Source organism: Spiroplasma endosymbiont of Dioctria linearis, assembly GCF_964030865.1.
In the GTDB taxonomy this organism is placed as follows: Bacteria; Bacillota_I; Bacilli_A; order Mycoplasmatales; family Mycoplasmataceae; genus Spiroplasma_A.
The window spans coordinates 839,887-859,495 of sequence record NZ_OZ034984.1 but is presented as its reverse complement, the minus strand read 5'-3'; the positions used below and the strand labels follow the sequence as shown (position 1 = coordinate 859,495).

The following is a 19,609-nucleotide window of genomic DNA, read 5'->3' as shown; positions in this document are numbered from 1 at the left end:
TATATGAATGAAATTAATAAAGGTACAAGTATACCAGTATGAGCTTTATCATTAATAATAATTTTATTTGTTATTGGTCTAGTTGTTTCAGTTTGAGGTGCTTCTTCTGTTTTTAAATTAAAAAAAGAAATGGAAAATAATGACATTAAAAAGATCTTTAAAAATAAAAGGGTAGTAAAATTTGGGGATAAATTTGAAAATAAGTCAGGTATTTATGCCCTAATTTTTAATAATTTTAATTCAAAAGAGTATTTTTGACCAATATTAATATTCAAAAGTAGCAATTTTAGTGAAACAACATTAGAAATTGTAAATAAAATTGAACATAAGGAATATAAAAATATTGAAGACTATATGAATGAAAAGGGTTTAAAAAATGAAGATATTAGATTCATTGAATTAGAAAAAAATCAAGACAAGAGTAAATTTAAGTATTGAATAGAAAAAACCAAAGCTGATACTAGAGGTTTTAATATATAAAATTAAAAAAATTTCTTTAGCAACACTTATATATTTAAAATTTAAAAAAATAGTATTGCAATAAAAAAATTTCCACTATATAATAAAAGTGTGGAGAATTTTAAAAATGGAACAGAATCAAATTATAGGGTTGTCATTATTAATAATTGGATTATTAATAATTGTAGGTTTTGGATATTGGGCATATTATGCCAAAAATAAAATAAAAGATAATTCAAATTTTAAAACTGGAAATCAAGAAAGTCAGACAATTTGGGAGTTTACTAAAAAAAACTTTCCTCTTTTTGTTGCGATTTTTGGTTTTATAATGGCATTTACTGGTTTAATGATGATGTTCTAGTTAGCAACCACAACAAAAGAAAGGAAATAAACTAAATGAAAAATATTACTCAAAAAACTGGTGAAAAGTCTTCAAATAAGTTTACTGCTAAAATGAAAAGCATGGGTAAAAATATTATGCCCACACTTTCAAAATTAAGTAAAGCGTTCTTATTACCTATAGCACTTTTACCTATAGCGGGTGTATTTCTTGGTGTTGGTGCAGCGATTTCATCTAATGCTGGTGATGTTGCATTTCTATTTTATTTTGGATCACTTCTAAATAAAATGGGTGATGTTTGTTTTGGGAATTTACCAGTACTATTTTGTATATCAGTTGCATTAGCGTATACTAAGGACTCAGGTATAGCAGCTTTAACAGCAGTTGTTGGTTTTCTTGTTATGAATGGGATGCAAGCTGCATTATTGCATACAAGCAAAGTAGATCAAAGTACAGTTTGAGTACAATTAAATGACCAAACTTGACATCAACTTTATACAAAAGTTACAGAAAATAAATGAGAAATTATTTGAGAAGATTTAGGATTTGGATTACAAGATATTGCCAAATATGTATCTGCAGCTAGTCAACAAATTGCTGAATCTGGAAAAGGCTCAACAATTAATTCGAATCTAGAATACATTGATGCTGCTGGAAGTGCTTATTATTCATTGCTATGAATTAATGGAATTCCAAATGGATTAATCACTTCAAATATTGGAGTTAATTCATTAAATACAGGAGTATTTGCAGGTATATTTGTTGGTGCCATTGCAGCAAAATGCTACAATAAGTTTCATGATACTCAATTACCTTCTGCAATAAGTTTCTTTAGTGGAACAAAGTTAGTTCCTATTGTAACATTTGTTGCAGTTATACCATTATCATTTATATTTATGTTTTTATGACCATATCTAGGTATGGGATTAGCAGCCTTTGGACAAGCATCAGGAAAACTTCCTTATGGTGTAGATTCATTAATTTATGAAGTTGCAGAACGTTCATTAGTTCCATTTGGATTACACCACGTGTTCTATGCGCCACTGTGATGAACAAACGCTGGAGGTTCAATTGCTGAAGCTTTTGAAAAAACAATTGATCCAATTGTTCAACAACAATTTGCAGATCTATGAGCTAAAAACCATGATGGAGTTAAATTATTAGGAACAGCAACACCATCATTTGAACAAATTAGAAATTTAATAAGTACTAATTATACTGATTTATGAAAATCAATGGGAGATCAGACAATGGCTTATAAAGTTATTGCTAATTCAGAGGTTTTAAATTTTAAAGATTTAGATATTTTAGGATTAAATATTGGAAGATTCCAATCAGGTAAGTTTGGATTTATGTTGTTAGGATTACCAATGGCGGGATTAGCAATGTGATTAAATGTACCTAAGGAAAATCGAAAATCAGTAATGGGAATTTATTTCTCAGCTGCCTTTACTTGTTTCCTAACAGGAATTACAGAACCAATAGAATATACATTCTTATTCTTAGCACCTTGATTATTCTATGGTGTACATATGCCGTTGGCATCAATTTCATTCTTACTATCTGGACTATTTAAAACTCATGTTTCAATGACAGTTTCAGGAGGATTTATTGATTATATAGTATTTGGAATAATTCCATTCTTTGGAAGTAAAACTATGAGTGCAACATCAGTATTTGCAATTCTAGGGGTGGCAGGTATTATGGCACCAGCCTACTTCTTCTCATTCTACTTTGCAGTAAAATATGGAAATGTAATGGTTCCAGGAAGAGACGGAAGTAGTGATGTTAAATTAGCAACAAAAGCTGATTATAAAGAAGCAAAAGGTCAGAATGTTGATGATATGAAAATTGAAAAAGGTAAGAGTTCTTCTGAAAATGCAAGAATTCAAAAAGCCACAAAGATAATTGAGTTTTTAGGTGGAGAAAACAATATTGTCGATGTTGATGCTTGTGCTAGTCGTTTACGTGTAACTGTAAAAGACGGAGGTGTTGTTGACAAAGAAGGTATCATATCTTTAGGAGGAGCCAATGGAGCTCTTATTAGAGGAACAAATGTTCAGATTGTTTATGGTGGAGAACAAGAAGCCATTAAACCACGTATGATAAAAATTCTAGGTGAACAACGAAAAGCCAAAAAAAACAATGAGGCTTAGTAAATAAAAATATTTTAAATTAAAAGATAAAACCTTATTAAGTATGTCTTACAAGAGAATACTAATAAGGTTTTTTATAGTTTATAATTAAAGAAAATGGAAAGAACTTATAATATGAAATTATCTTATAAAAAAATGAGTATTGAAGATTATTAAGATATTGCTGATATGCTTTTAAATAAAAAAGTTATAAAAGCTTGAGAATATGACTTTAATGAAAAAGATGTACATGATTGAATAAAAAAACAACAAAAAAGATATTTAGAAAATGAATTAGGTTATAAACTTATTACTGACTCAGAAAATAATTTAGTAGTTGATTAAGCACGAATAACACTACAAGAAGTAAATGGAAATACTGTATATGAAATTGAATATATTATTAAATATAAATTTTGAAAAAGGATATGCTACAAAAGCACTTTCAGATTTATTAAAAATTGCAAAAAATAAATATGGATTAAAGCAAGTTTATTCTTTAATAAAATATGATAATTTAATCTCTCAAAAAGTTGTTTTAAAAAATGATTTTATTAAAATAGGAGATTTTAAAAATATTTACTACAACAAAGAAATGAGACATCTCATTTTTAAAAAAGACCTTCAATATTTCTAAATTATATTTTTCATTAGTTAAATAAAAAAATCCAACATAGATAAATGTTGGATTTAAAATTATAAAATATTTAAATGAGATTTATATTTTTGATTTTTTCTTATAAATTAATAAATTCAAATATGTTAATATTGCCGAAAAAGCTATTCAGCATATTATGCATAATGTCATATTAAATCCACCATTTATTTTCATCTCTAAATCCTTATAAAGAGATAAGTCTTCATCATTTAATTTTTCTTCTTTTGGTTTTGTTCTTTTAATTATCTCTTCAATATCATTTTTTGAATAATATTTTAAAGCCTTTGTAGGTTGCATCATAGCTGAAATTGAAGAAACATAATCATTTACAAAAGGTTTTGTATTATTACCTCTATAAATATATCACCAGTTATTAAAAAAGTTCCCATTAGCAGAGCTATTATTTGTTTTAAATTCAGAAGCATAATTAATACCATTATTTTTAATACTTAAAATATCATTGTCTGAGTTATTAAAATCATTGTACATTGATGCTCTATAACCCGACATAATTAGTCAATTAATAATCATAATTTCAGGATGCTTTTTATAAACCTCAAATATTAGTTCATTCTTTTTATTTAAATCTTCATTTTTAAATTTGAAAGTAAATTCAATATCCAAAGAGTTTTTTTTAAAAATTGAGTAGGCTAATCCATTTGAATCTCCAGGTTCACCATCTTTAATAATTGTTAAATAATTTTTATAAGTATATTCAACTCAATTGAATAGTTTTAATAATTCTGGTAATTGTTTTTTTAAATGTACTATAGTTGGTTGAATTTCAATATATACTTGTTTTTCTGATCATCCTTCTTTAGACAGCAATCAATATTGATTTTCAATATCTGAATTATAAGGTTCAAGCTCTTGTGCTTTTTCAAAAATCTCAGTCATAGGACCTGAAATTTTATATTCATCGTTTAGTAAATTAAATTGACCATTTAAAAAAGCTCTTTTCTCAATATTATCAAGATTATTATTTGTAAAATCTTTATAACTAAAATCAATTTCACTTTCTTTGAAAATCTCATTATACTTCTCAATATTTTTTAAATTATTATAGAATGAGTGACCTAGGTACATATTAATATTGGCATTTACATAACTAGTTTCTGATATTTTATTGATAGTTCCATTTAACTGACTACTTAATGCAGCTCCAAAGGGGTATATAAAAATTATCAATGCTAATAGCAAGTTATTTAAAATTCCAATGGCTACACTAAAAGTCATTGAAATAGCTATTATAAAAGGTATTAATACTATAGGTAAAAAGAAATAAAAAGCCAATTGACTCAATAATATATCATTTATAATTACTTGCTCATAGCTTGAAATTAGTGTAAACAAAGTACCTAAAATAAAGTTTACTAAAACATATAGTATTGAGATTAATATCGCAAGAGAATATCTATATAAAAACGATTGTCAAATAGGTATTCCTGCTCTAAGTTCTATATTTTGAATTCCATCATCTTTTTGCTTTTTAAAAAAGAAGAATGCAATTAAAGTCAGAAAGATACTAAAGCAAAATCCACTACAAATATATGAGACTGCTTTAAACAATGACAAATTCATTAACTGCATTTTAGGATAGGTACTTGAAAGTGATTGCATAAGAATAAATAAGGAACTAACAAAAATGAAAATTAAACCTGTGATAATAATAGATTTATTTCTTAAAGCTAATTTTAAGTTTAAAAAATAAATTATAAATAGACTTTTTACATTCTTATTTTTCATTTTGGTTATCCTCCTTATATAAGTTCGATATTAATTCAATATTTACTTTTTTTGGATCAATAAACTTTTTATAAATATTAATTATTAACTCTTTCTTATTATCAAATTGTTTATCATAAACAATTTCTCCGTTTTTGATAAGAACTAAATGATTTGCTATTTCCTGAAGTTCTTCAATGATATGACTTGTAATAAGAATTGTAACACCGAGTTTATTTAACTCCTTAAGAATTGAAATAAACTCTATTTTTGATTCAACATCTAGATTTGCTGTTGGTTCATCTAAAATAATATATTTCGGAGAACGAACAAGTACACTTGCCATAATTGCCTTTTTCTTTCATCCAGCGGATAACTCTTTAATCTTTTTATTTTTAAATTTATTTAAATCAAGCATTTCATAGATATTTTTAATTTTATTTTCTAATTGTTTTTTGTTGATTCCATTAGCAGCACATAAAAATAATATATATTCGTGGAGTTTCATGTCTAGTGGAATATTGTTAGTATCTGGAAAGAAAGCCAACTTTTGTAAGTTATTATTAATAAATAAATTTTCATTATTTATTAAAATTTCTCCTTCTTTTAAGTGAAGTTCGCCAAAAATGGCTTTTATTGTTGTTGTTTTTCCAGCACCATTATCACCAACAAAGGCAATAATATCTTGGTCATTAATATTGAAGCTGACATTTTTTATACCAGTATCATTTTTAAAGACTCTTGTTAAGTTTTTAATTTCTATCATCTATTTTTCTCCATTACTTTATTATATAGTCATTTGCATTTTTTTTTTTTTTTTCAAAAATGTCGTCATTTTATTAGACCAAATTGTTTTTAATAATTTAAAAAAATCTATTTATGTTAAAGCAATATTTTTGTTATAATTAAAAATGTAAATGGATTGGTACTCAAGTTGGTGAAGAGGGCACCCTGCTAAGGTGTTAGGCCGGGTAACTGGCGCGAGAGTTCGAGTCTCTCTCAATCCGCCATTTTTTTAAAAAATATAACCAAGATTTTAAAATCTTGGTTTTTTATTTGAATATATAATGTATTAGATATAGAATAAGTAATATGAAATATGTTAAGAGGTTTATAACATGAAAAAAAATGATAAAAATAAGGAATTAAGTGAAAATAAACCTAAAAAGGGTTTTTTCAAAAAATTATTTAAAGGTAAAGAACAACAAAAAAAAGTCTTAAATATTATTAAGACTAAAAATATTAATAACTTATATTTTTATACTGATGTAAATAATATATTACTAATTTTAGAGCGCGGTATTAGACTTTTAAAAGATCAAAATCTTAAAAAAAATGAAGAGTATATTGTCTGAACTTATCTAGAAAATGAAAACTCAATTGGATTAGAATTTGATTCATCAACAAGAGCTCATTTTTGAAAATGAGCAAGTGAGTCAAAAGTAGATATTGAAAAAATTAGTGTTATTGGAATTAACCCTCATAATTTAGCTAAATTAACTAAAAATGATTGAGCATTTGATGAGGCAAAAAATATTGTTTATATATATGAAACAGTACCTTTAGAGGCAATTGAATTTATATTAATTAAAGATAAGGCAAATTTGAAAAGAATTCAAACATATGTAGAAGCAAATGATATTGATATTGATGTTTTCTTTGGAGAAACTGGAAATATTGATAAAAAGAAAGAGAGAAAGTAATTAATGGCAAATAAAATGGAAAAAATAACTTCTAGAGATGTGGATTTTAGTAAGTGATATACAGACGTTGTTAAAAATGCTGGACTTATGGAATATGGGCCTGTAAAAGGAACAATGATTTTTAAACCACATGGTTATGCTATTTGAGAACTAATTCAAAAAATTGTAGATATTGAATTTAAAAAAATATCAATTCAGAATGTTTATTTTCCACTTTTAATACCAGAGAAACTTTTTCTTGCTGAAAAAGAACATGTAGAGGGATTTGCTCCAGAACTTGCAACTGTTACTAAAGTTGGAGATAAAAATTTAGGAGAAAACTTATTCATTCGACCAACAAGCGAAGTTCTAGTAGCTGATTTTTTATCTAGGGAAATAAATTCATACAGAGATTTACCAGTTAAATATAATCAATGAGCAAATGTTATGAGATGAGAAAAAACAACAAGACCATTTTTAAGAAGTAGTGAGTTTTTATGACAAGAGGGTCATACTTTTCATTCATCAAAAGTTGAAGCTAAGGAAATGACTTTGGATATTTTAGAAATTTATAAAAAATTGGCAAATGATATTCTTTTGTTACCCGTAATTTCTGGCAGAAAAACTGAAAAAGAGAAATTTGCTGGAGCTAAAGAAACTTATACAATTGAATCATTAATGTATGATGGACAATCATTGCAGTCTGGAACAAGTCACTATTTTGCAGATAACTTTGCAAAAGCATTTAATATTAAGTTTCAAAACAAAAATCAAAAGGAAGAATATGCATATTCTTCAAGTTGGGGAATATCTACAAGGTTAATTGGTGCAATTATTATGACTCATTCAGATGATTTTGGACTTGTTTTACCAAGCAAAGTGGCACCAATTCAAATATCAATTATTGCAATTAATGATTCTAAGGAAGTACTGGATATTTCAAATAATTTACAAAAGAACTTAAATTTAAATTATCGTGTTGAACTAGATAAAAGTGACAAGTCTTTTGGTTTTAAAATCTCTGAAGCTGAAATCAAAGGAGTTCCAATTAGAGTAGAAGTTGGGCCAAGAGACTTAAAAGATGGAGTTGTTACTATCTCTAGAAGAGACTTAAGAAATAAAGTACAAGTAAAATTAGAGGATGTTGAAAATTATATAAATAATGAAATTTTAGAGCACGATAAAAATCTTTATCAAAAAGCTTTAAAAAATAGACTTGATAAAACTTTTAAAGCAGATAGTGTAAAGCAATATTTATCAATTATTGAAAAAACACCAGGATTTGTATTGGTACCTTTTTGTGGAGAAATTGAATGTGAAAATGATGTAAAACAAAAAACTTCAACAAACTCAAGATGTATTCCTGATGGCATAGATCAAATCAAATCAAAATGTTTTAATTGTAATAAAGAATCAAATTTAATGGTATATTTTGCAAGAGCATATTAATAATATTATTTAAAAAAACAAATATTAAAGTATTTGTTTTTTTAAATAAGGCTTGAATTGAAGTTATAATTATTTTGTATATTAATAATAATATAGAATGGGTACTGAAAGGAGGTTTTTGAATGAAATCAAAAACTGGAGATTTAGTTTTTGTTCATGCGTATAAACACAATGGCAAAATATATAGATCATGAGAAAAAGTTAGTATTTTTGAAGAAACAGAAAATCATATAATATTAATTAATGAGGAAGTACTAATTACTGAAATTAATGGTAGAAAATGAAAAACAAATGAACCAGCTATATGATTCTTTTTTAAGAAGGAATGATATAACATAATATGTATGTTTAAGGAACGTGGAATTAATTACTATTGTAATTTAGCATCACCTTATATTTTTGAAGAACGTACAGTAAAATATATAGATTATGATTTAGATTTTAAAGTTTTTAATGACTATAGTTATAAAATATTGGATTTAAAAGAATTTAATAGAAATAGAATTAGTTGGAATTATTCAAGAGATATTATAGAAAAAGTATGAAAAAGTGTTGATGAAATTAAAGAAATGATAAAAACTAGACAAAAACCTTTTATTCATGACTATGTAAATGAAATATGAAAAAAATACTTGGAAATAAAAACTAAAAAATAATATAATAAAAAACTAAATTTTTTTTGAATCTATTTTCTATAATTTGGAGAATATAATTTTTTAGGTCCTTTTAAGAACTATTTTTTAGTGACTCACAATAAATTAATTTTTATTAATAGATTATTGGTTATAATATTTAAAGAAAACTACGAGGCGATTAAAAATGGATAAATCGAAAATTAGAAATTTTAGTATAATCGCTCATATTGATCATGGAAAATCAACTTTAGCGGATAGATTACTTGAATTAACTGGAACTGTTCAAAAAAGAGATATGCAAGCACAACTTTTAGATTCAATGGATATTGAAAGAGAACGTGGAATTACAATAAAACTTAATTCTGTTCAATTAAAGTATAAAGCTAAAGATGGTGAAGAATATATTTTTCATTTAATTGATACACCAGGTCATGTTGATTTTACGTATGAAGTTTCTAGAAGTTTGGCTGCTTGTGAAGGAGCATTGCTAGTTGTTGATGCCAGTCAGGGTATTGAAGCACAAACATTAGCTAATGTTTATTTGGCATTAGACAATGATTTAGAAATAGTACCAATAATTAATAAAGTGGATTTACCTGCAGCAGATCCAGAGAGAGTAAAAGAAGAAATTGAAAAAGTGATTGGAATAGATTGTTCAAATGCTCCAATGATAAGTGCAAAAACTGGTTTAAATGTTGAAGATGTTTTGGAGGCAATTGTAAAGTTTATTCCTGCACCTTTAGACCCTGATGATAATAAGCCATTAAAAGCATTAATTTTTGACTCTTATTATGATAAATATAGAGGGGTAATGGTCTCTGTAAGAATTATGGAGGGAACAATAAAAGTTGGTCAAACAATTAAAATGATGCAATCAAAAGCGACATATGAAGTTACAGAATTGGGAGTTAAAACACCTTATGAAGTAAAGAAAGACAAACTTGAAGCTGGAGAAGTTGGTTGAATTGCTGCAGCAATTAAAACAGTAAGAGATGTGCAAGTTGGAGATACAATAACAACAAAAGAAAATGGCGCAAAAGTTGCCCTTGATGGATATAAAAAATTAAATCCTATGGTTTATTGTGGAATTTATCCTGTTGATACAGCAAGATATAAAGATCTAAAAGAGGCATTAGAAAAAATCTCTTTAAGTGATGCAAGTTTGGTTTATGAACCTGAAAGTTCTCAATCTTTGGGATTTGGCTTTAGATGTGGTTTTTTAGGTTTATTACATATGGATGTTATTCAAGAAAGACTTGAAAGAGAATATGATTTAATATTAATTGCTACTGCTCCATCTGTTATTTATAAAGTTACTCAAACAAATGATGAAACAATTCAAATTGATAATCCGGCTTTTTTACCAGATCCTCAAAAAATAAAATTTATTGAAGAACCTTTTGTTAAAGTGACAATTATGACCCCAGATCAATATTTAGGAGATTTAATGAGTCTATGTCAAGATAGAAGAGGAAATTATATTGATATAGAATACATTGATGATATGAGAAGAACTTTAGTTTATGATATGCCATTAAACGAGATTGTTTTTGATTTTTTCAATAAATTAAAATCAATGTCAAAGGGTTATGCATCTTTTGATTATGAATTAATAGGTTATAAGCAATCAAAATTAGTAAAAATGGATATTTTATTAAATGGAGATATTGTTGATGCTTTATCAACAATAGTTCATAGGGATTTTGCTCAAACAAGAGGAAGAATTTTAACTGAAAAGTTAAAAGAAATAATCCCAAGACAAAATTTTGAAGTTCCAATTCAAGCTGCTATTGGTGGAAAAATAATAGCTCGTGAAACTATTAAGGCAATGAGAAAAAATGTTTTAGCCAAATGCTATGGTGGAGATATTTCACGTAAGAAAAAATTATTGGAAAAACAAAAAGAAGGTAAAAAAAGAATGAAGGCGATAGGTTCTGTAGAAGTACCACAGGAAGCTTTCATAGCTGTTCTTAAATTAGATGATTAGGAGGATAATTAATGAATTTTTTAATTGAATACTCAACACAAAATGATATTTTCAATCAAGCATGTCAAATTAGAAAAAAAGTATTTTGTGACGAACAAAAATACCCAGAGGCTGATGAGTATGATGAGTATGATTCACAAAGTTTTCATGTTATTGGTTTTGAAAATGATAAAGTTGTTTGTTGCGCAAGAATTCTAAAGAAAGCTAACCAATGATATATTGGAAGAATTGCGGTTTTAAAAGAGTTTAGGGGTAAAGGAATTGGAAATAAAATTATTAATTTCTTAGAAAAATTTATAAAAAATAATTTAAATGCTCAAGAGATTTTCTTAAATGCTCAAGAATCTGCTTTAAATTTATATAAAAAAAATGGTTTTGAAGTTATTTCAGACAAATTTTTAGATGGTGAAATATGACACTACAAAATGAAAAAGGTTTTAGATTGCTCTAGTTAAATTTAATTTTATTTGAGAATTAATAAATTCAAATATTCTATATTCTTTTATGAATTGAGTTTTTATGATAATAAATATATAATTCTTTAGGAATTGTTATATATTTATTATTAATAAAATTATATAATTAAACATATAGGCGGTATTTAGATGAAAAAAATTAAAGTATGAAAAATTATAATAATGTTATTAATATCTGTGTCACTTATTCTAATCTTGCCTTGAATAACTGTTGATTTAAATAATAAGATAATTTTCTCTTTTAAGGATCTTAATATAAACAGAATTGGATTATTATTTAGTGGTTTAGCTTACTTTGGAATTAGTTTATTCTCAAGTTTAGGAAAAAATAAAGTGGAAAAAGTATTTGGAGTATTTGATATTATTATAAGTTTTTGAGTAATTATTATTTTATCTATTCATACATTTTTATATTTAAATGCAGAAATTCAAATTAAAATGACTTATTTTATGCCATTGCTTTCTCTTTTAATTGTAGATTTAATTATTACAATTATTAATATTTCTATAAATCCAGAAAATTTTGTAGCTAAAAATAATAATCAAAAATTAGACTCAGTTGCTAAAAAAATAGATGACCAAAGTTATCAATCTCAAGATTCTCTTAAAGATGTCTCTGATTTAAAAAATAAAATCCTTAACATGAAAAGTGGGTTAAATAAATCGTATGAAGAAGCAATTGAAGAAATTGAAAGAACTGGAGCTTTAAGCGGAATGGATATGTCCTCTTTAATTGCAGAGGAAGAACCTAAAGATAATAAAATAATTCCATATTCTATTGAAGAAAATCAACTAATATTAAATGACATTGAACAGGAAATTAAACCTGAAGAAATTAAAAAGAATTTAGCAAATGAATCAGTTAAATACGATGATGAATTAGAATTACCATTAAATTTAGATGACCCAATTGCAAATTCTAATGAAGATGAAGATTATGATAATGTTAATTCTTCTAATTTTGATACAGGGGAATTTAAATATATGTCAAGAAGAACTAATACTGATGAAAATAAACATTAAAAGAATTTAAACATTTATTTTGTTTAAAATTTTTTTTATATAGAATTATAGTATTAGGGGATTTTATGAAAAAAGAAAAAGCATTAAAAAAAGAAAAAAATAAAGTCAAAAAAATCAATTTTAAAAATTTTAAAACTGGCTCAATTTTTTTTATGACTATTTTATTGGTTTTTAGAATATTAATGATAATTTTTTGATTATTGGCCCCAATTATTGTTGGTTTTACAATTGGTTTTGATGATGGAATAAGAAATTTAGTAAAATTTATTGGAGTATTTATGTATCCAGATAGACTAACATCTAATACTACACTTGTAATTAATATAATAGCTCCTCTTTCATGATTAATGACCTTGCTAATCTTACTTTTTGCAGTTGTAAAACCATTTTTTAATAAAAAACTATGAAAGCAAAGAGCTTATTTAGCTTTTAGTTTAATATTTTGACCAATATTGTTTGTGGGCCTTATATATGGAATATACTTTATTATTCCTTTGTTTGAAGCAGGTATTCAAACAAATCCAACAGACCCCAATTATGATGCAATATATCAAGCATGAAAATCTTTAAAGGATACTTTTTCTCCATTTAATAGTTGAATGATTGCTCTACAATGCATGTATGGAGTTATAGTAATTTTTGGATTATTCTCAATTTTTGAAGCACATATGATTAGAAAAATGAAATTAGATTACAGTGATTTTTTCATTAGAGATGAGAATTCTAGAAGTTTAGTAACTCAAGTTATAGAGGGAAAAATTGAGTTTGGAGAATTTGAACCAGATCAAGTTAATAAAGAAATTAAAAGAGTAAGACGAGAAACAATTGAAGAAGAAAAAAGAGAGAAATTTGAAAAGTTTCAGAAAATGGAAGAAGAAATATTAAATAAAAAGAAAGAAAAAAAAGAAAGAAAAAATGCAAAAAGAAAGAAAAAGGGTAAAACTGAATAAGAGTTTAAGCTATAAAGGTCAACAAATTGATTATTGTTTAACTTTAAAAGACCAAAAATTTATTAGATTAAAGTTAGAAGAAACTAGTATCAATGTTTCTGCACCATTTCATGCATATGATTGAGAAATTGAACAATTAATTTATAAAAATATTCAAAGGATTCAAAAAATAATTGAATATAGAGAAAAAAACCAGTTTTATATGATCTCAGAAAATGGCTTTTTCAAGATTAATGATAAGAAATATGTTGCAAGATTTTTGGATAAAGTTGATAAAAAGGAAAAGCTAGATTTCAAAATTTATGAAACTAAAGAAGAAACAATAAAAAGAATGTATAAAAAAATAGCAATTAATTATTTTTTCTATTTTGAAACTATTGTTAATAAATATAAGCAAATAATGAATTTAGACTTCAAAAATCTTTCAGTAAAAGTTATGAAAGGTAAGTGGGGTGTTTGTTTCCCTGAAAAATCAAAAATAGTTTTAAATACAAGATTAATTCATTTTCCTGTTATTGCATTAGAGTACGTTGTCATTCATGAATTAAGTCATTTGGTTCATAAAAATCACTCAAAGGACTTTTGAAGATATGTTGAAAGATATATGCCAAATTATAAAAACATAAGTGAAATACTAAAAGTGAAAGTATAATAACTTTATGGAGAAAACTTATGGGATGAAAACGAGAATTTAAAAAAATGCAAAAAGAGACTAAAAAAACATCAAATTTTTTTGATAACTCTGAAGATATTTCAAGTTTGATTATTTGAGATAGAGCAATGAAGCCTGCTAATCACTGAAATATAGATAATTTAGTTATTGATATTTCAAAGTATAATGATTTAATTCAAGAAATAATAAAAAATCAAAACTCACCTGAAAACAAGGATAAGTACTCTTGAAATTTAGGTTCAATATCAATAGTTGAGAAGTTTTATTCTTATCCTATGGCAAGTTATTTCAAAGAAACATATAATAGTATTTCTAATCGTTTAGGTAGTTATGAAGCTGCATTAATTGTTAATAGTATTTCTAAATTTAGTTTTTACATTACTAAAAAGTTTTGAAAACTATTTAATTATACTTTTGCAAATAAAAATATAAATGATACTCCATTAATAAGGGTTTTTGAAGTAATGCAAAGAACTTCTTTAGAAGCATTGGACGGAATTATTGAGAAGGCTTTTTTATTAATTGATAAAAGAAAATTAGATCCATATAGGCACCATCTTTTAATTGAAGAAATTATTGATTTGGGTGACGATTTCACTTATCACTGATCTAGAATGTATGATCAAGTTATTGATTTAACAGTTGAAACATTTATTTTTCAAAGTAAATACGGTAAAGCAAAGTCAACTAATAACTCAACTATACAAGCAAATTTTTTCTCAGTAGATGAAGATGAGGAATTTGATACTTTCTTTGAAAAAACAAAAACTCTTGTATTTAATGATGAAGTAAATGATGCATTTAATTACTTTGGTATATCAAAAATGGCAAAGCCTGATGAGTTTAAAAAAATTTATAGAAAAATGGCAAAGCAATTTCATCCAGACTTAAACTCAGATCAAAATTCTGCAATGGAAATGAAAAAAATTAATTTATTTAAAGAAATTGTTGAGAAGTATTATGAAAAGTATGAAATTATTTAAGTTTGAAAAAAAGAATTAAAGCCAAAAATTATTGAAAATATAGTAATAGATAAATCTTTAAATGTAATAAAAATTTGTTTCATTTAGAACTTATTAATCTATAAATATTTAACTTATTTAAAAAATAGCTCACTTGGATTTTTCCATTTTATAGTAGGAGATAATTAATGATTATTAAAGAATATGAAGAATATAGTTTTATACAAAGTGATTTAATAAGTAAAGAAATTTTTATTTTATATTCAGTATTTGGTGAGGAAAGTAAATTTTTAAAAGTAATTCAACAAGAATGATTTGAGACAAAAGATATTGAAAAATTTAGAGATTTTATTGAAATAAAATTTGAAGAGATTGAAGTAAAACAAAAAAATCAAGTTGATAGAGATAGCCTAAGTTGTTTATTAAGGATGATTTCAATTTGTGATAATTTTTTTGAGTATGAGTATCTATATGATTCGAGCAGAATATTATTTTTAGAATCAAAAAAGGAAATTATGAGTAATCTAAAAATATATGATTATGCATTTAAAGAGCTTATTGATCTCAATTACAAAAGTTTTGTTGAAGAAATTGATACTATGAAAATTTCACACAAATACATAATAGTAACAAATGAAATTAAGAAAATTATACATAGATGTGAAGAAATAAATGATTTTTATTTAGTAATTAAAGAGACATATAAAATAAATGACTTATTAAGTGATTTATTAGACTTATTGGAAGAAGATGAAGATAATAGTCTTCAATTTGGTACAGATGAAGAAGTTATACTTTATAATTTTGCAATTTATCACTCAACAAAAATTTACTTTTCATTATTATTAAGAGAGTATATTGTCTCTGAAGAAGAGAGAATTACAAATACTATTATTGAAGAAAATAAGCCTTTAATTGAAGAAGAAGAATTAAGAATAGCAGAAACTAAAATGCTATCTGATCAAACTAAAGAAATTTTTTATAAAACATTAAAAAATTAATCTTAATTAAATATTAAATTGCTATTTATCAACAAAATTTTATAAAATAAAATAAGCCATTTTGTTGGTATAATATTTAAATATTTGTTATTATCAATAGGTTATTAAATAGGAGAGAATCATGAATAAAAAAATTATTAATATAGCAGTTATTGCTCACGTTGATGCTGGAAAATCTACATTAGTAGATGCTTTTTTAAATCAATCTAACGTTTTTAGAGCAAATGAAGAAGTAAAAGAACAAGTAATGGACAGCAATGACCAAGAAAGAGAACGTGGTATTACAATTTATTCAAAAAATTGTGCTATTGAATATAATGATTACAAAATTAATATTGTTGATACTCCTGGACATGCCGATTTTTCAAGTGAAGTAGAACGTATTATGAAAACTGTAGATACAGTTATTTTGTTAGTTGATTCAGCTGAGGGACCAATGCCTCAAACTAGATTTGTTTTATCAAAAGCCTTAGAGTTAGGGTTAAGACCAATACTATTAATTAATAAAATTGATAAAAAAGATCAAAGAGCATTAGAAGTAGTTGATGAAGTTCTTGAATTATTTATGGAACTAAATGCAAATGATGAACAAATTGAATTTCCATCATTATTTGGTACAGCTCGTGATGGTATTGTTCAATACTCAATGGAAGAAACAAGTGAAAATTTAGTACCTTTGTTTGAAACAATTATTAAACAAGTTGGAAACTACCCATTAGAATTGGCAAATGAACCAATTCAATTACAAATATCATCTTTAGCTTATGACTCATTTATTGGAAGATTAGGAGTGGGAAGATTATTTAAAGGTGTAATCAAGGAAGGTCAACAAGTTGCAATTTCTAAAAATGATGGTTCAGTAACTAAAGGAAAAATATCAGGTTTATTTATCTATGAAGGAATGAAAAGAGTTGCTGTTAAAGAAGCACAAGCTGGTGAAATAGTTGTTATTTCAGGTATTAGTGATTTAACAATTGGAGATACAGTTTGTGAAATTGATAAAATAGATGCTTTACCTCCAATTATTATTGAAGAGCCAACAATGAGTATGAATTTTTTAGTTAATACTTCTCCATTTGCTGGAAGAGTTGGAAAATATGTTACAACAAGAAATATCAAAGAGAGATTAGATAAAGAATTAGAAGTAAACGTTGGTTTAAAAGTTGAGGCTTTAACTGATTCATCAGCAGATGGGTTTAAAGTTTTAGGTAGAGGAGAACTTCACTTGTCTGTTTTAATTGAAACAATGAGAAGAGAAGGATTTGAACTTGGAATATCTAGACCAGAAGTTGTTGTAAGAATTGATGAAAAGGGTCAAAAATTTGAACCTATGGAAAAAGTTATTATTGACGTACCAACAGAATTTTCTGGAACAGTTATTAATAAATTAAACTTAAGAAAAGGTATGATGGTTGACATGGATTCAGATGGTTTAAGAGATAAAGTAACTTACCATATACCAACAAGAGGTTTAATTGGATTTAAATCAGAGTTTACTAATGATACTCGTGGTGAAGGTGTAATGGTAAAATCAAGTGTTGGTTATGAAGAGTATAAAGGAAAAATTGAAGGTAGACAAAATGGTACTCTTGTTTCAATGGCAAATGGTATAACACTTCCTTATGCACTAAATAATCTTGAAGAAAGAGGAATATTATTTGTTGGACCTCAAGTTGAAGTTTATGATGGAATGATTGTAGGTTTACATTCAAGAGATAACGACTTAAATGTTAATCCAACGACTGGTAAAAAATTAACAAATACAAGAGCATCAGGAAGTGATGATTCAGTTAAATTAACTCCTGCAAGAAAATTCACTTTAGAAGAAGCATTAGAATTTATTGAATGAGATGAACTTGTTGAAGTGACACCAGAAGATATTAGATTAAGAAAAAAATGACTTACAGAGAATGAAAGAAAACAACATAGAAATGATCCACACTAAAAATTCCATTATGGAATTTTTTTTTAAAAAAAGTTCCACTATTATATTAGAAAAAATTATTTAAATATACAAAAATAGGTTTATTATAGAAATGTAAGGAGAATTTAATATGTCAAAAATAACTAATATTATTGCACGTGAAGTTTTAGACTCACGTGGTTTCCCAACAGTTCAAGTTGATGTTACAACTGAATTTGGAGGATTTGGAACAGCAAAAGTTCCTTCAGGAGCTTCAACTGGTTCAAGAGAAGCATTAGAATTAAGAGATGGAGATAAAAAACGCTTTAATGGGAAAGGTGTTTTAAAAGCTGTAGCAAATGTAAATACTAAAATTGCAAAAGAAATAATTGGAATGGAAGTAACAGAGCAAGTAAAAATTGATACAAAAATGTGTAAATTAGATGGTGATGATTTCAAGAAAAATTTAGGAGCAAATGCTATTTTAGGTGTTTCTTTAGCTGTTGCTAAAGCAGCAGCAAGTGAATTGGAAATTCCATTATATAGATATATTGGTGGAACAAATGCAAGAAGATTACCAGTACCGATGTTAAATGTTATTAACGGAGGAGAACATGCGGATTCTGCAATTGATTTCCAAGAATTTATGATTATGCCAGTTGGAGCACCAACATTTAGTGAATCATTAAGATGAGCTTCAGAAACTTTCCAAGCTTTAAAATCTTTATTACATGATAAAAAAGATATTACAGCTGTTGGTGATGAAGGGGGATTTGCACCAAACTTTGCTTGAGCATATCCAAAAGAAACTATTGAAGCATTTAAAGCAAAAACTCCAGTTGAAGTTGCTTTAGATTTATTAGTTGAAGCAATTAAAAAAGCTGGTTATAAAACAGGTAAAGATGGTATTATGATCGCAATGGATTGTGCTAACTCAGAATTATACATTAATGGAAAATATCACTTTAAGAAAATTGAAAAATTAACAGGAAAAGAATGAGCATTAACAACTGATGAAATGGTTTCATTCTTAGATAAATTAGTTGATAAATATCCAATTATCTCAATTGAAGATGGTTTAGCTGAATCAGATTGAGATGGATTCCAAAAACAAGTAAAAGTGATGGGTCACAAAATTCAAATTGTTGGAGATGATTTATTTGTTACAAATCCAAAAATTACTGCTGAAGGAATTGAGAAAAAAGCTGCTAATTCAGTACTAATTAAATTAAACCAAATTGGAACATTAACAGAAACAATTGAAACAATTCAAATGGCTCAAAAAGCAGGATGAACAGCTGTTACTTCACATCGTTCAGGTGAAACTGAAGATTCAACAATTGCTGATTTAGCTGTTGCTTTAAATACAGGTCAAATTAAAACAGGGTCAATGTCAAGATCTGATAGAATTGCAAAATATAATAGATTAATTGAAATTGAAGCTGAATTGGGAGAAGCTGCAATTTACGATGGTTTAAAATCATTCTATAATTTAACAAAATAATTTATAAAGGAATCTTAAGGATTCTTTTTTTGTTGTAGATTTTTTAT

Annotated in this window: 19 protein-coding genes and 1 tRNA gene; 18 read left to right on the top strand and 2 right to left on the bottom strand. The window is 26.0% G+C overall.

Annotated elements, in window-relative coordinates:
• Positions 1-3 precede the first annotated feature (3 nt).
• The 5 genes from AAHM84_RS03695 (at position 4) to AAHM84_RS03675 (ending at position 3,571) form a co-directional block, all read left to right on the top strand.
• Positions 4-480: a hypothetical protein gene (locus AAHM84_RS03695; RefSeq protein WP_342258585.1), complete on the top strand. Its 477-nt coding sequence runs from the start codon at positions 4-6 to the stop codon at positions 478-480.
• Positions 481-586: 106 nt separating this feature from the next.
• Positions 587-820 (top strand): hypothetical protein, encoded by a 234-nt coding sequence (locus AAHM84_RS03690; protein WP_342258584.1) that lies wholly within the window; start codon positions 587-589, stop codon positions 818-820.
• A gap of 92 nt (positions 821-912) precedes the next feature.
• Positions 913-2,955, top strand: coding sequence for a PTS transporter subunit EIIC (locus tag AAHM84_RS03685; protein WP_425289572.1), 2,043 nt, complete (start codon positions 913-915; stop codon positions 2,953-2,955).
• A gap of 168 nt (positions 2,956-3,123) precedes the next feature.
• Positions 3,124-3,279 carry a hypothetical protein gene (locus tag AAHM84_RS03680; RefSeq protein ID WP_342258582.1) on the top strand — a complete coding sequence of 52 codons (156 nt, stop codon included), beginning with the start codon at positions 3,124-3,126 and terminating at the stop codon, positions 3,277-3,279.
• A 40-nt stretch (positions 3,280-3,319) separates the two neighbouring features.
• Positions 3,320-3,571: a GNAT family protein gene (locus AAHM84_RS03675; protein WP_342258581.1), complete on the top strand. Its 252-nt coding sequence runs from the start codon at positions 3,320-3,322 to the stop codon at positions 3,569-3,571.
• A gap of 81 nt (positions 3,572-3,652) precedes the next feature.
• On the opposite strand, the gene AAHM84_RS03670 is transcribed toward AAHM84_RS03675, so the two are convergent.
• Together AAHM84_RS03670 and AAHM84_RS03665 are read right to left on the bottom strand one after the other, a co-directional pair.
• Complete coding sequence (locus AAHM84_RS03670; protein WP_342258580.1) at positions 3,653-5,338, bottom strand: hypothetical protein; 1,686 nt, start codon at positions 5,336-5,338, stop codon at positions 3,653-3,655.
• Positions 5,328-6,083 (bottom strand): ABC transporter ATP-binding protein, encoded by a 756-nt coding sequence (locus AAHM84_RS03665; RefSeq protein ID WP_342258579.1) that lies wholly within the window; start codon positions 6,081-6,083, stop codon positions 5,328-5,330. Before AAHM84_RS03665 ends, AAHM84_RS03670 begins: the two co-directional genes overlap by 11 nt.
• 153 nt (positions 6,084-6,236) lie before the next feature.
• Between AAHM84_RS03665 and AAHM84_RS03660 the strand changes: the two genes are divergently transcribed.
• From AAHM84_RS03660 to eno, 13 genes are all read left to right on the top strand, one after another.
• Positions 6,237-6,327: transfer RNA gene (locus tag AAHM84_RS03660), tRNA-Ser, on the top strand.
• 108 nt (positions 6,328-6,435) lie between these two features.
• Positions 6,436-7,020, top strand: a complete 585-nt coding sequence (locus AAHM84_RS03655) for an acetyltransferase (RefSeq protein ID WP_339029676.1) — start codon at positions 6,436-6,438, stop codon at positions 7,018-7,020.
• A 3-nt stretch (positions 7,021-7,023) separates the two neighbouring features.
• Positions 7,024-8,448 (top strand): proline--tRNA ligase, encoded by a 1,425-nt coding sequence (proS, locus tag AAHM84_RS03650; RefSeq protein WP_342258578.1) that lies wholly within the window; start codon positions 7,024-7,026, stop codon positions 8,446-8,448.
• 122 nt (positions 8,449-8,570) lie between these two features.
• Entirely contained in the window at positions 8,571-9,104 is a 534-nt protein-coding gene (locus AAHM84_RS03645; RefSeq protein WP_342258577.1) for a DUF402 domain-containing protein, read from the top strand.
• A 163-nt stretch (positions 9,105-9,267) separates the two neighbouring features.
• Complete coding sequence (lepA, locus tag AAHM84_RS03640; protein ID WP_342258576.1) at positions 9,268-11,070, top strand: translation elongation factor 4; 1,803 nt, start codon at positions 9,268-9,270, stop codon at positions 11,068-11,070.
• An 11-nt stretch (positions 11,071-11,081) separates the two neighbouring features.
• A complete protein-coding gene (locus AAHM84_RS03635; RefSeq protein WP_342258575.1) occupies positions 11,082-11,525 on the top strand; it encodes a GNAT family N-acetyltransferase in 444 nt (147 codons plus the stop codon).
• A gap of 150 nt (positions 11,526-11,675) precedes the next feature.
• The gene (locus AAHM84_RS03630; RefSeq protein ID WP_342258574.1) at positions 11,676-12,569 is read left to right on the top strand and encodes a hypothetical protein; all 894 of its coding nucleotides are present in this window, start codon (positions 11,676-11,678) and stop codon (positions 12,567-12,569) included.
• Positions 12,570-12,634: 65 nt separating this feature from the next.
• The gene (locus AAHM84_RS03625) at positions 12,635-13,519 is read left to right on the top strand and encodes a hypothetical protein (protein WP_342258573.1); all 885 of its coding nucleotides are present in this window, start codon (positions 12,635-12,637) and stop codon (positions 13,517-13,519) included.
• Positions 13,485-14,171 carry a M48 family metallopeptidase gene (locus tag AAHM84_RS03620; RefSeq protein WP_342258572.1) on the top strand — a complete coding sequence of 229 codons (687 nt, stop codon included), beginning with the start codon at positions 13,485-13,487 and terminating at the stop codon, positions 14,169-14,171. The genes AAHM84_RS03625 and AAHM84_RS03620 overlap by 35 nt, the downstream gene beginning before the upstream one ends.
• A gap of 20 nt (positions 14,172-14,191) precedes the next feature.
• On the top strand, positions 14,192-15,175 hold the full coding sequence (locus AAHM84_RS03615) for a DnaJ domain-containing protein (RefSeq protein ID WP_342258571.1): 984 nt from the start codon (positions 14,192-14,194) through the stop codon (positions 15,173-15,175).
• A 167-nt stretch (positions 15,176-15,342) separates the two neighbouring features.
• Positions 15,343-16,155, top strand: coding sequence for a hypothetical protein (locus AAHM84_RS03610; protein WP_342258570.1), 813 nt, complete (start codon positions 15,343-15,345; stop codon positions 16,153-16,155).
• Positions 16,156-16,273: 118 nt separating this feature from the next.
• Positions 16,274-18,100, top strand: a complete 1,827-nt coding sequence (gene typA, locus AAHM84_RS03605) for a translational GTPase TypA (protein ID WP_425289571.1) — start codon at positions 16,274-16,276, stop codon at positions 18,098-18,100.
• 109 nt (positions 18,101-18,209) lie between these two features.
• Positions 18,210-19,562, top strand: coding sequence for a phosphopyruvate hydratase (eno, locus tag AAHM84_RS03600; protein WP_342258568.1), 1,353 nt, complete (start codon positions 18,210-18,212; stop codon positions 19,560-19,562).
• The last annotated feature ends 47 nt before the right edge of the window (positions 19,563-19,609 follow it).